Source organism: Streptosporangium sp. NPDC049248 (assembly GCF_040678965.1).
GTDB classification, from domain to species: domain Bacteria; phylum Actinomycetota; class Actinomycetes; order Streptosporangiales; family Streptosporangiaceae; genus Streptosporangium; species Streptosporangium fukuiense.
The window spans coordinates 26,556-38,191 of sequence record NZ_JBFAQY010000049.1 but is presented as its reverse complement, the minus strand read 5'-3'; the positions used below and the strand labels follow the sequence as shown (position 1 = coordinate 38,191).

The 11,636-nt window shown below is 68.7% G+C and carries 13 protein-coding genes; 9 read left to right on the top strand and 4 right to left on the bottom strand.

Annotation, left to right across the window (positions count from 1 at the left end):
- Positions 1-584: 584 nt before the first annotated feature.
- A complete protein-coding gene (locus AB0K21_RS42840; RefSeq protein ID WP_343969230.1) occupies positions 585-1,778 on the bottom strand; it encodes an NADP-dependent malic enzyme in 1,194 nt (397 codons plus the stop codon).
- Between the two features lie 278 nt (positions 1,779-2,056).
- Between AB0K21_RS42840 and AB0K21_RS42835 the strand changes: the two genes are divergently transcribed.
- Positions 2,057-2,587, top strand: a complete 531-nt coding sequence (locus AB0K21_RS42835) for a CGNR zinc finger domain-containing protein (RefSeq protein ID WP_343969233.1) — start codon at positions 2,057-2,059, stop codon at positions 2,585-2,587.
- On the opposite strand, the gene AB0K21_RS42830 is transcribed toward AB0K21_RS42835, so the two are convergent.
- Positions 2,557-2,859 (bottom strand): S24 family peptidase, encoded by a 303-nt coding sequence (locus AB0K21_RS42830; RefSeq protein ID WP_343969236.1) that lies wholly within the window; start codon positions 2,857-2,859, stop codon positions 2,557-2,559. The two genes, AB0K21_RS42835 and AB0K21_RS42830, sit on opposite strands and share 31 nt — an antisense overlap.
- A gap of 90 nt (positions 2,860-2,949) precedes the next feature.
- Here AB0K21_RS42830 and sodN point away from each other — a divergent pair, with 90 nt between their 5' ends.
- From sodN to AB0K21_RS42815, 3 genes are all read left to right on the top strand, one after another.
- A complete protein-coding gene (gene sodN, locus AB0K21_RS42825) occupies positions 2,950-3,351 on the top strand; it encodes a superoxide dismutase, Ni (protein ID WP_030924829.1) in 402 nt (133 codons plus the stop codon).
- A 347-nt stretch (positions 3,352-3,698) separates the two neighbouring features.
- Positions 3,699-4,091 (top strand): anti-sigma factor, encoded by a 393-nt coding sequence (locus tag AB0K21_RS42820; RefSeq protein WP_037972535.1) that lies wholly within the window; start codon positions 3,699-3,701, stop codon positions 4,089-4,091.
- A complete protein-coding gene (locus AB0K21_RS42815) occupies positions 4,088-4,888 on the top strand; it encodes an RNA polymerase sigma factor SigF (protein ID WP_030924834.1) in 801 nt (266 codons plus the stop codon). Before AB0K21_RS42820 ends, AB0K21_RS42815 begins: the two co-directional genes overlap by 4 nt.
- A 119-nt stretch (positions 4,889-5,007) precedes the next feature.
- Here AB0K21_RS42815 and AB0K21_RS42810 read toward each other — a convergent pair whose 3' ends face one another.
- Positions 5,008-5,391: a hypothetical protein gene (locus AB0K21_RS42810; RefSeq protein WP_364158618.1), complete on the bottom strand. Its 384-nt coding sequence runs from the start codon at positions 5,389-5,391 to the stop codon at positions 5,008-5,010.
- Positions 5,392-5,505: 114 nt separating this feature from the next.
- On the opposite strand from AB0K21_RS42810, the gene AB0K21_RS42805 reads away from it, so the two are divergent.
- The gene (locus AB0K21_RS42805; RefSeq protein WP_364158615.1) at positions 5,506-6,465 is read left to right on the top strand and encodes a diacylglycerol kinase family protein; all 960 of its coding nucleotides are present in this window, start codon (positions 5,506-5,508) and stop codon (positions 6,463-6,465) included.
- Positions 6,466-6,744: 279 nt separating this feature from the next.
- The gene (locus tag AB0K21_RS42800; RefSeq protein WP_343969249.1) at positions 6,745-6,999 is read left to right on the top strand and encodes a WhiB family transcriptional regulator; all 255 of its coding nucleotides are present in this window, start codon (positions 6,745-6,747) and stop codon (positions 6,997-6,999) included.
- A 479-nt stretch (positions 7,000-7,478) separates the two neighbouring features.
- Here AB0K21_RS42800 and AB0K21_RS42795 read toward each other — a convergent pair whose 3' ends face one another.
- The gene (locus AB0K21_RS42795) at positions 7,479-8,942 is read right to left on the bottom strand and encodes a PAS domain-containing sensor histidine kinase (protein ID WP_343969252.1); all 1,464 of its coding nucleotides are present in this window, start codon (positions 8,940-8,942) and stop codon (positions 7,479-7,481) included.
- A gap of 68 nt (positions 8,943-9,010) precedes the next feature.
- On the opposite strand from AB0K21_RS42795, the gene AB0K21_RS42790 reads away from it, so the two are divergent.
- Genes AB0K21_RS42790 through bioD form a run of 3 tightly spaced genes read left to right on the top strand, consistent with a single transcriptional unit; the run spans position 9,011 to position 11,629 of the window.
- On the top strand, positions 9,011-10,171 hold the full coding sequence (locus tag AB0K21_RS42790) for an 8-amino-7-oxononanoate synthase (protein ID WP_343969255.1): 1,161 nt from the start codon (positions 9,011-9,013) through the stop codon (positions 10,169-10,171).
- Positions 10,168-10,887, top strand: coding sequence for a GntR family transcriptional regulator (locus tag AB0K21_RS42785; protein WP_030924850.1), 720 nt, complete (start codon positions 10,168-10,170; stop codon positions 10,885-10,887). The genes AB0K21_RS42790 and AB0K21_RS42785 overlap by 4 nt, the downstream gene beginning before the upstream one ends.
- A 19-nt stretch (positions 10,888-10,906) precedes the next feature.
- On the top strand, positions 10,907-11,629 hold the full coding sequence (gene bioD, locus AB0K21_RS42780) for a dethiobiotin synthase (RefSeq protein WP_343969261.1): 723 nt from the start codon (positions 10,907-10,909) through the stop codon (positions 11,627-11,629).
- Positions 11,630-11,636: the final 7 nt, after the last annotated feature.

Genomic DNA, 11,636 nt, shown 5'->3' with positions numbered 1-11,636 from the left:
CATCTACACCAAGGCCGCGAACGTGTGGTCCGGCTCGATCGTCAAGAAGTAGTAGCTCCCTGACGATCACCCGAGCCTGAGCGTCCAAACCTCAGACTCACCTGATCCACCAGCTTCACCCGAAGGGGCCCGGCATCAGCCGGGCCCCTTCGGCCATCCCCACCGAAATCCCGCCGGTGAAGGCTTTCCGCGCCGCGGGCAGGAGGGCTCCTACCCCGCTCGCCCAACGCCGCCCTGGCCCCCAACCGCGGCCTCCGCCGCAGAACCGCGGCCCGGGAGCAGGTCCTGGCCGACCGAACCTGCCTCCCCTGGTTCCTTCAAGGCGAACGACCGGCAGCGTGCGTGACCCGTTCGCACACATGTACCGGCCGCTCAACGCGTACCTGGTGAGCGCGGTTACCAGCGGGCTTCTTCCACGACGTGACGCGCGACGGATATCAGGGTTCCAGGAAACCGTGAACGCCCCCCGCCGGTCGGGCGAGGGGCGTTCACGGTTGGGTGCCTGATGGGCGTGATCGTGCTCAGGTGCCGGGTGGCGGAGTTCGCCTGCCACCGCACCTGGGTGATTGTGGCAGGTGAGAGCCCTAGAGACGGGCGACCCCGTCGGCACGGGCCTGCTCGGAGACGGCGGCGATGACCGCCGGGGCGACGCGCTCGTCGAACGGGCTGGGGATCACGTAGTCGGCCGACAGATCGTCGTCCCCGACCACCCCGGCCAGCGCCTCGGCGGCGGCGACCTTCATGTTCTCGGTGATCGTGGTGGCACGGACGTCGAGCGCCCCGCGGAAGACGCCGGGGAAGGCCAGCACGTTGTTGATCTGGTTGGGGAAGTCGGAACGGCCGGTCGCGACCACCTGCGCGTACTTGCGCGCGATCTCCGGCCGCACCTCAGGCGTCGGGTTGGACAGCGCGAAGACGATCGAACCGGAGGCCATCGACGCGATGGCCTCCTCCGAGACCGTCGAGCCCGACAGCCCGATGAACACGTCGGCCCCGGCCAGCGCCTGCTCGGTGGAACCATGCAGGCCGGCCCTGTTGCTGTCGCGGGCCAGGGCCTCCTTCACCGGGTTGAGACCGTCGCGGCCCTGGTGGATGATCCCCTTGGAGTCGGCCACCGCGATGTCACCGATGCCCGCGTTGAGCAGGATCCGGCTGACCGCGATCCCGGAGGCGCCGGCACCGGCGACCACGGCCCGCAGATCGCCCAGCGAACGACCGGTCAGCCGCGCCGCGTTCTTCAGCGCGGCCAGCGCGACGATCGCGGTGCCGTGCTGGTCGTCATGGAAGACGGGAATGTCGAGGATCTCGCGGAGACGCGCCTCGACCTCGAAACAGCGAGGAGCACTGATGTCCTCGAGGTTGATCCCCCCGAAGGAGGGGGCGAGCCGGACGACCGTCTCGACCAGTTCGTCCACGTCGGTGCAGTCCAGGCAGATGGGCACCGCGTCGACGCCTGCGAACTGCTTGAACAGCAGGGCCTTGCCCTCCATGACCGGCATGGCGGCGGCAGGCCCGATGTCTCCGAGACCGAGCACCGCGGTGCCGTCGGAGACGACGGCGACCACGTTGGAGATCCAGGTGTAGTCCTTGGCGAGTTCGGGCTTCTCGGCGATCGCGCTGCAGACCCTGGCCACGCCAGGTGTGTAGGCGAGTGCCAGGTCGTCGGCGTTGCGGACCGGGACCGTGGAACGGACCTCCAGCTTGCCCCCGCGGTGCAGGGCGAAGGCCGGATCCAGATCGAGGGCTTCGAGGGCTTCGAGAGAGATGGAAGATGGCATGGTGGCCACAGCGACCCCTGTAGTTCAGTCAGGCAGACGGATAGTTCCTTCTGAGGCGGCCGTGGAAAGCCTGTCCCCGGCTTCTGTAGCCGCTCGGGGCCTACTTCACTGAGCACGGTCGCCTGGAGGGTCCGGGGGTCACCCGTCGCTCGATTGTGCCACATGTTGAGACTGTCACCACGGGCGGGTACCCCATACTTTCGTCGTCCCGGTGTTAACCTCACCACACCGTGTAATACTCGAAGTCCATGCCACCTCTTACATTGACGGATCCTCAGATGGACCTGACCTCCTACGCGGAGCTGGCCGTACTACTGATCAACAGCCCCGACCGGCTGACCGGTCTCGAAGGGCTGCGCGCGCTCCTGGAAGAGGGCGGTCGCTACCGGCCCGGCTGCCGCATCACCAGAAGCGACCTGGAGGCCCTGCGTGACCTGCGCGAAGAACTGATGATCGTGTTCGAGACCGCCGAGGCGGGCGACGAGGAGGCGGTGGTCGACCGGCTCAACTCGCTGCTGATCCACCACCCGGTCCAGCCGCAGATCTCCGGGCACGACGGCGAGCGCTGGCATCTGCACCTCACCGAGGGCGGCCGGATGGCCGACCAGTACGCCGTGGGAGCGGTGATGGGGCTCGCCACCATGATCACCGATCTCGGCGTCGACCGGCTCGGCCTCTGCCAGGCGCCGCCCTGCCGCAGGGCCTACCTCGACACCTCCTCCAACCGGTCGCGCCGGTACTGCTCGGAGCGGTGCGCCAGCCGTGCCAACGTCGCCGCCTACCGGGCCCGCCAGAAGGTCGGCCAGTAGCGCAGCACCACCCGGCCGACGATCGACGACGGAGGCAGCGCGCCGAAGTCCCAGCTGTCACGCCTGCCGGGAGCACGCTGGTTGTCGCTCTCCAGCCACCAGCCGCCGTCCGCCTCCCAGACCGCGCGTTTGACGATGAGCACGGCGGGGTCGGACGGCAGCCGGGCGACTACCAGGTCGCCGGGCCTCACCGCCGCTCCGCGCCGTACCCAGAGCCAGTCGCCGGACCGCAGCGCGGGCAGCATCGAGTCCCCCGCGACACGTACTCTCATCGAGCGTAACCCCCTCCCACACGGGCATTCAGAGACGAGTAAGGTCGTTAACCGGACCATTCTGAACATGGCATCAAGGAAGGATTTCCGATGCTCGCACGACTTCTGCGCCCCAGGAACATCGCGTCGGCGCACTGCGACCTGCCCTGCGGCGTGTACGACCCGGCTCAGGCCCGCATCGAGGCCGAGTCCGTCAAGGCCATCATGGAGAAGTACGCCGGAAACGAGGACCCGGTGTTCCGCTCCCGTGCGCTCACCATCAAGGAGGAGCGGGCCGAGCTGGTCAAGCACCACCTGTGGGTGCTGTGGACCGACTACTTCAAGCCTCCGCACCTGGAGACCTACCCGCAGCTGCACCAGCTGTTCTGGGAGGCCACCAAGCTCGCGGGCGCGGCCGGCGGCAAGGGCACCGTCGACGTCGCCAAGGCCGACGAGTTGCTGGGCAAGATCGACGAGATCTCCAAGATCTTCTGGGAGACCAAGGCCGCCTAAAACCCTCACGCCCGACCCGTGAGGCCGCGCCGGGGACCTGCCCCACGCAACACCCGGGGACGTGTCCGCGTTCTGCCTTGAGGGACTACCCGTGAGGCCGCGCTGGCGACTGGACTGAGGAGAGGGAGGTCGCGAGGAACGAGCGGCCTCCCTCGACGAGGGAAGGAGCCGGGTAAGAGCGGCCTCACCGCGACGCGTTAGCGTCGCCATAGATTCGTAATCAATACAGTCAAATCGCCCCGATCGCGAGTCCAAATGGGCCAACCACCGTCTCAGGGCTGTAGGTTGCAGTCAGCGACTCTGCGAGGAGGAACGTGACCGAACACACCGAGGCGCCCGCAGTCGGCATGGGCGGGATCCGTGACGTGGTGAGCGTCCGGCTGCCGGCGACGAGTGCTTATCTGTCCGTGCTGCGTACGGCGACAGCCGCACTTGCCGTACGGCTGGACTTCACGCTGGACGAGATCGAGGATCTACGGATCGCGGTCGACGAGGCGTGTGCGATGCTGCTGACCCAGGCCGTCCCCGGCACCGATCTGACCGCCGAGTTCGAACTCACCGGGCAGTTGATGAAGGTGCGGGTCGAGGTCAGCACGGTGGGAAGCACCCCCCCGAAGCGCGACGATTTCGCGTGGATGGTGCTCACCGCCCTGGCTGATGATGTGGATGCCGTAACCGACTCCCCCGACCGTATGGCGATCGTCCTCCGCAAGCGCCGAGGCGCGGCGAGGCCGGCGTGACGGAAAGGACTCGTGCCATGGCCGCCAGCGACCACGCGGTGCCCGACCGGGTGCGTGCGCGCCTGCTCTTCGCGGAGCTGGTGGAGTTGACCTCCGACGACCCCCGGCGCCAGCGCATCCGTGACGAGCTCGTCGAGCTCCACCTGCCCCTCGTCGAATATCTCGCCCGCCGGTTCCGCAACCGGGGCGAGTGGCTGGATGACCTCACACAGGTCGCGACCATCGGCCTGATCAAGTCGATCGACCGCTTCGATCTCGGCCGCGGCGTGGAGTTCTCCACCTACGCCACCCCGACGATCGTCGGCGAGATCAAACGTCACTTCCGTGACAAGGGCTGGGCGGTCCGCGTACCGCGCCGGCTTCAGGAGCTGAAGCTCTCGCTCACCAAGGCGATCAGCGAGCTCTCCCAGCGGGAGGGGCGCGCGCCGACCGTGGCCGAGCTGGCCACGTTCCTGAAGATGAGCGAGGAGGAGGTGCTCGAAGGGCTGGAGTCGGCCAACGCCTATTCCACGGTCTCCCTCGACGCGCCCGACTCCGGCGACGACGACGCACCGGCGGTGGCCGACTCCCTGGGCATCGTGGACGACTCCCTGGAGGGCGTCGAGTACCGTGAGTCGCTCAAGCCCCTGCTGGAGCGGCTGCCTCCGCGCGAGAAGCGAATCCTGCTGCTGCGTTTCTTCGGCAACATGACACAGTCCCAGATCGCCACCGAGCTCGGCATCTCGCAGATGCACGTGTCCCGGTTGCTCGCCAGGACACTCGCGCAGCTCCGCGAGGGCCTGACCGTGGACGACTAAGGCCTGCCTGGCAGGTCCTGCCGCGACGAGGGTCGGTCAGGCGGTGCCTTACAGGGCAGCGGGGGAACCGCGGTGACCGGTGGCGCGACGAGGCCCCGCCTGACCAGTCCCGCGAGTGCCTACTCCTGGTCCCCGTAGAGGGCGTGCGTCGTCGGCGGAGACAGTAGCGTGACCAGTCCGATCACCGCCAGGGTGATCAGCGAGATGCCGATCACCAGTTGGTCGGACTGGATCAGCGTGATCGAGATCGGGGTGGCGAAGATCTGGGTCAGCACGCCCGGACTCCTGGCCCACCGCTCGGTGAGGATCATGCCCCATCCGACCCAGAGCAGAGCCGCGCCGATGATGATCCCGGACACCGCGACGGCGATCGAGGTCGTCAGGTCGGACGGCTGGCCGATCACGGTCTCCACTCCGACGTAGCCGCCGAGGAGCAGAGCGGTGGCGCCTTCCACCGCCATGACGGCGGCGGCGACGGTGAGGGTCATCGGACGGTTCGACACGGTGTCAACCCTATCGCCGGAGGGTGCCGCACCGTTCTTTGCCGTCTTGGCTTGGACCTTGACGGAAGGTCGGGTTTCGACGGAAGTTCGGGGCTCGGCGGATACGCTGAGATTATGCGCGCGATGCTCCTGGTGAACCCGAAGGCGACGACGACCAACCAGCGGACCAGGGATGTGCTCATCAGGGCGTTGAGCGCGACGATGAACCTGACCGTCGAGGAGACCGGCTACCGGGGACACGCGACACAGCTCTCCCGCAAGGCCCACGCCTCCGGTTACGACGTGCTGGCCGTCCTGGGCGGTGACGGCACCATCAACGAGGCAGTGAACGGCCTGCTCGACCCGGTGGACGGAAAGGGAGGCGACGAGGGCAGCTCGGCCGACCGGCCGGCACTGCTGGCCATCCCCGGCGGCAGCGCCAACGTGTTCGTCCGGGCCCTCGGCCTGCCGAACAGCCCGGTCGAGGCGGTGGGGGCGATCCTGGAGGCGATCCGGGACGGCCGGCAGCGGATCGTCGGCCTCGGTCAGGCGATCTGGGATGGCCAGACTAGATATTTCACGTTCTGTAGTGGCCTGGGGTACGACGCCGAGGTGGTCAGGGCGGTCGAGGGGATGAGGGGCACCGGCCGCAAGGCCACGCCCGCGCGCTACGTGAACACCGCACTACACCACTACCTGTCGACGGACAAGCGCCATCCTTCGATGACCGTCGAGGGGCCGGAGGTGCCGCCGACCGGCGGCATCTACATGGCCGTCGTCTCCAACACCTCACCCTGGACGTACATCGGCCCGCGGCCGGTCTCACCGACCCCGTGGGCGAGCTTCGAGACCGGCCTTGACCTGCTGGGACTGCAGCGCCTGGGCCTGCCGAGCATGCTCCAGCTGATACCTCAGATCATCGGTGCCCGCGACACTCTGCCCACCGGCCGTCACCTGGTACAGCTCCACGACGAGGGAGAGTTCACGCTGAGTGCCGAGCGGCCCGTGGCGTTTCAGCTGGACGGGGACTACCTGGGGGAAGTTGAGCGAATAACGTTCCGTTCTATCCCTAACGCGTTACGAGTCTTGGTCTAACCCGTTACGTCGTGTCATTGTGTGACGCATCCGACATCCATTTCAGGCAAAACCTTCTCCCAAACCTCTTGCGTGTACTGAGCGTGGCTGACAATCTCGAGATTGACGTCGGAACGTAGGACCTTTGAGCGGCACCCCGCTCCCAGGCCATCGGCGATCAAGCGGACGTGCCCCGAGCCGAACCACGGATCGGGGAGTTGTTCGCGCTGGTTAGTGAAACTCTTCACAAAGTGAGCCGTTGGAGCGCGTAAGAGCTCCTCTTTACTAAGGAGTGGACGCATGGACTGGCGCCACCGAGCTGCCTGCCGTGACGTGGACCCCGAGCTGTTCTTCCCGATCGGCAACACCGGCCCCGCCCTGATGCAGATCGAAGAAGCGAAGCAGGTCTGCCGTACTTGCACCATCAGTGAAGCATGCCTGAAGTGGGCACTGGAATCCGGGCAGGACGCCGGCGTCTGGGGCGGCCTGAGCGAGGACGAGCGACGCGCCTTCAAGCGCCGTACGGCCCGGGCCCGCGCCCGCAGTGGTGTTTAACAGTGTTCAACTGCGACGCTGACGCGTCGCGGTTCGGCCGCTCTTACCCGGCTCCTTCCCTCGTCGTTCATCCGCTTCGCTCCTTCACTCCTCAGTCCAGTCCCCGGCGCGGCCTCACGAGTGTCCGGCGACGCTGACGCGTCGCGGTTCGACCGCTGGGACCCGGCTCCTTCCCTCGTCGAGCGGGGTCGTTCGTTCCTCACGACCCCGCTCTCCTCAGTCCAGTCCCCGGCGCGGCCTCACGGTAGTCCCCTCGGGCCAGGGCATGGGCACGTCCCAAGGTGGCATCTGATCGGTCACCGGCTTGGCGTTGTGGTGAAGCGCGCTGATCTGGTTGCCTATCTCTTCGCTTGTTCCGTTTCGCGTTGCGTCAACGGCGACGCCGCGCGTTGCGGATAGGACACTCCGATCCCTGCTCCGGCCGGCGATACGGCCTCGCTGTGAGGTCTTGAACTGATGCTATTCCCCTGTCCTGCCGCCTAGGCAGCGGGGAGGGGGATGCTCAGGCTCACCTCGGTGCCGCCGCCCTGTCGCGGTTCGATGGCCAGCCGCCCGGACAGCTCTCCCACCACCAGGGTCCGTACGATCTGCAAACCCAGACTGGTGGTCTGGTCCAGGTCGAAGTCCTCCGGCAGCCCGCTGCCGTTGTCGGACACGATCACGTCCAACCGCTCGCCCCCGCGTGACACGATCACCTGAAGCTTACCCTGACGCTGCGCCAGCCCGTGCTGGACCGCGTTCTGCAGCAGCTCCGTGAGGACCATCGCCAGCGGCGTCGCGATCTCCGAGCGCAGCACCCCGAAGCTCCCGACCCGGCGCGGCACGACCTGCGTCTCCGGGGCCGCGACCTCTCCCGTCATCGCGATCACCCTGTCGGCGATGTCGTCGAAGTCCACCTGCTCCTCGGGCGTGTGGGAGAGCGTCTCGTGCACGATCGCGATCGACCCGACCCTGCGTACCGCCTCCTCCAGCGCCTCCCTGCCCTCCGGCAGCTGCAGCCGCCTGGCCTGGAGCCGCAGCAGCGCGGCCACCGTCTGCAGGTTGTTCTTCACCCGGTGGTGGATCTCCCTGATGGTGGCGTCCTTGGTCATCAGCTCTCGCTCGCGGCGGCGCAGCTCGGTCACATCCCTGATGAGCACCAGGGCGCCGATCCTCCCGCCACCGACGATCAGCGGGATCGCCCGCAGCTGCACGACGGTGCCACCCGACTCCACCTCCGTCTCCCTGGGCTCTCGCCCACTCGCGACGATCATCAGGTTCTCGTTGATGGGCTCGTCGGAGTAACAGAGCGTGGCGGTCGTACGGCCCAGCTCCGCACCGACCAGGTCGGCGGTGAGGCCCAGCCTCCGGTAGGCCGACAGCGCGTTCGGCGAGGCGTACGTGACCCGGCCCGCCCGATCGAGCCGGAGCAGCCCGTCGCCCACGCGCGGTGAGCGGACCAGGATCGGCTCCGCGCCGGAGAACGGGAAGCGGCCCTCGGCCACCATCTGGGCCAGGTCGGAGGCGCTCTGCAGGTACGTCAGCTCCAGCCTGGAGGGGGTTCGCGCGGAGGACAGGTTCGTCGAGCGCTGGATGACGCCCAGGAAGTGGTCGGCCCGCCGCACGGGAATGGTCTCCTCGCGCACCGGCACCCCGCTCGACCAGTCCGGATCACCCTCACGGCAGATACGCCGCTCGTTCCAGGCCGTCTCCAGCAGCGGCCGTTCGCCCTTCGCGGCGATCATGCCAACGATGTCGTCGTGATAGACGGTCGGCCCGGTGGTGGGCCGCATCTGCGCGATCGCGACCCAGCCGGAGCCGTCCTTCAGCGGGATCCACAGGATCAGGTCGGCAAAGGACAGGTCCGCGAGGAGCTGCCAGTCGGAGACCAGCGAGTGCATCCACTCAAGGTCCGCATCGTCGAGCGCGGTGTGACGAACCGCCAGGTCGCTTAGAGTCGGCACCCGTGCATCATGCGTTCTTTCCAGGCCCGAACGCGAATCGGGTGAGTCCTGCTGAAAAGATGCCGCTTATGGAGCAGATCCCTGATCCGCTGGTCCGGTTCCGCGCGGCGGCGACCACGAGGGAGGCCGCGGGGCTGCGGCGGACCCTGCGCGCCCGTACACCGGACGACGACGGCCTCGTCGATCTGGCCTCCAACGACTACCTCGGCCTGGCCAGGGACGAGCGACTGGCCGAGGCGGCCGTGGCGGCGACACGCACCTGGGGTACCGGCTCCACGGGTTCCCGCCTGGTCACCGGCTCCACGACCCTGCACGCGCGCCTGGAGGCCCGGCTGTGCGCCTTCACCGGCGCGGAGGGCGCCCTGGTGTTCTCCTCCGGCTACCTGGCCAACCTGGCCGCCGTCGCGGCTCTGGGCAGGGGCGCCCTGGTGGTCTCCGAGGCGGGCAACCACGCGTCGATAGTGGACGCCTGCCGGCTGTCGCGCTCGCGGGTCGTGGTCACCCCGCACCGGGACGTCGCCGCCGTGGAGAGGGCGCTGGCCTGCCGGGAGGAGGAACACGCGATCGTGGTCACGGACGCGGTCTTCTCCGTGGACGGCGATCTGGCCCCACTCGCGGAGCTGTACGCGGCGACGGTGCGGCAGGGTGCGCTGCTGGTCGTCGACGAGGCCCACGCGATCGGGGTCGTCGGGCCGCGCGGACAGGGCGCCGTGCACGCCGCGGGGCTGGCGGCCGAGCCGGGCATTGTGAGAACGATCACACTGTCCAAGTCCCTGGGCTCCCAGGGCGGAGCCGTACTGGGCACGCCCGAGGTGATCCAAACCCTTGTGGACACGGGCCGGCCGTTCATCTTCGACACCGGGCTGGCACCCGGCAGCGTGGCCGCGGCACTCGCCGCTGTCGATATCCTTCACCATCAGCCCGAACTGCCCGGACGCGTGCGAACCATGGCGAGGGAGCTGGCCGCTATGGCCCGCGATCTCGGCCTGGAGAGCGGCGATCCAGCGGGTGCGGTCGTCCCCGTCGTGCTCGGCCCACCCGAGATCGCACTTCGGGCCGCCCTCATCTGTGCGGAACACGGGGTGCGCGCCGGATGCTTCCGGCCGCCCTCGGTGCCGGTCGGCCGCTCTTGCCTGCGCTTGACGGCACGGGCCAATCTGAGTTCCGACGATCTAGCGGTGATCAGGGGTGCACTCACCGCCGTGGCCGAGATGAAGGTGACCATGTGAGCGACGACTCCCCGAGAATCCCGAAATACTACGACGTCAAGCGCAGCCTGCTCACCCTCACCAAGAGCCTGCCCGCGGGCAGCGCCCTGCCCCCCGAGCGAGCCCTCGCGGTCCGCTTCGAGACGTCGCGCACCACGGTGCGCCAGGCCCTGTCCGAGCTCGTGGTCGAGGGCCGCCTGGTGCGCATCCAGGGCAAGGGGACGTTCGTCGCACAGCCCAAGGTCGCCCAGGTCCTCCAGCTGACCTCCTACACCGGGGATCTGCGGACCGTCGGCCTCGAACCCGACACCAAGATCCTTGACATCAGCTACGTCACCGCCGACGAGCAGCTGGCCCGCCGCCTGGCCATCAACGCCGGCGGCCGCGTGCTGCGTATTCACCGGTTACGCCTGGCCAGCGGCGAGCCGATGTCGATCGACACCACCCACCTGTCGGCCCGGCGCTTCCCCCGCCTGCGGCGGGAGCTGGAGATGCACTCCTCGCTGTACGAGACGCTGTACAACGCGTACAACGTGCGGCTGACCGACGCCGAGGAGATCATCGAGACCGTGCTGGCCACCCCGTACGACGCGCAGGTGCTCGGCGTCGACGCGGGCCTGCCGCTGCTCCTGCTCACCAGGCACGCCTTCGACGCGGACGGCAACCCGGTCGAGTGGGCGCAGTCCCTGTACCGGGGCGACCGCTACAAGTTCGTCACCCGGCTGCGCCGTCCCTGACCCACCTAAGCTGGGACGGATGAGCATTCTCGTGGTCACCGGGACCGACACCGGGGTGGGAAAGACAGTCGTCACCGCGGCGGTGGCCTCGCTCGCCAGGGAGCGGGGCTCCTCCGTGGCCGTGCTGAAACCCGCGCAGACCGGGGTGTCGGACACCGAACCCGGCGACGTGGACGACATCATCCGGCTGTCCGGGGTACGGACGACCTTCGAGTCGGCCAGGTACCCTGCCGCGCTGTCCCCCGCGGCGGCGGCGCGCCTGGCCGGTCTGCCGCCGGTCTCCCTCGCCCGGGTGGCGGACCGGGTCGGCGAGCTGGCCGACTCACACCGGCTGGTGATCGTCGAGGGGGCGGGCGGGCTCCTCGTCCGTTTCGACGAGGAGGGCGCGACCCTGGCCGACCTGGCCAGGGCGCTCTCGGCGCCGGTGCTCCTGGTGACCAGGGCCGGGCTGGGCACGCTCAACCACACCGCGCTGACGCTGGAGGCGATGGCCCACCGGGGGCTGGAGCCGGCCGGGGTGGTGATCGGCTCCTGGCCGGCCGAGCCCGGCGTTGCCGAGCGGAGCAACGTCGCGGATCTGGAGATGCTGGCCGCCCGGCCGCTGGCGGGCGCCCTCCCCGAGGGTGCCGGGCTGCTGGGGCGCGACGCCTTCGCCCGCGCCGCCCGCTCCGGGCTGGGGCCGGCGCTGGGCGGTGGCTTCGACCCCGCTGCCTTCCGCACCACCCTTAGGCTTTCCCCGTAGCCACGGC

Excerpts from the sequence above, each read along its gene's own strand:
- AB0K21_RS42835 (WP_343969233.1), top strand. The coding sequence starts at position 2,057 with ATGGACCTGACCTCCTACGCGGAGCTGGCCGTACTACTGATCAACAGC.
- AB0K21_RS42820 (WP_037972535.1), top strand. The coding sequence starts at position 3,699 with ATGGGCGGGATCCGTGACGTGGTGAGCGTCCGGCTGCCGGCGACGAGT.
- sodN (WP_030924829.1), top strand. The coding sequence starts at position 2,950 with ATGCTCGCACGACTTCTGCGCCCCAGGAACATCGCGTCGGCGCACTGC.
- AB0K21_RS42800 (WP_343969249.1), top strand. The coding sequence starts at position 6,745 with ATGGACTGGCGCCACCGAGCTGCCTGCCGTGACGTGGACCCCGAGCTG.
- AB0K21_RS42840 (WP_343969230.1), bottom strand. The coding sequence starts at position 1,778 with ATGCCATCTTCCATCTCTCTCGAAGCCCTCGAAGCCCTCGATCTGGAT.
- AB0K21_RS42805 (WP_364158615.1), top strand. The coding sequence starts at position 5,506 with ATGCGCGCGATGCTCCTGGTGAACCCGAAGGCGACGACGACCAACCAG.
- AB0K21_RS42790 (WP_343969255.1), top strand. The coding sequence starts at position 9,011 with ATGGAGCAGATCCCTGATCCGCTGGTCCGGTTCCGCGCGGCGGCGACC.
- bioD (WP_343969261.1), top strand. The coding sequence starts at position 10,907 with ATGAGCATTCTCGTGGTCACCGGGACCGACACCGGGGTGGGAAAGACA.
- AB0K21_RS42830 (WP_343969236.1), bottom strand. The coding sequence starts at position 2,859 with ATGAGAGTACGTGTCGCGGGGGACTCGATGCTGCCCGCGCTGCGGTCC.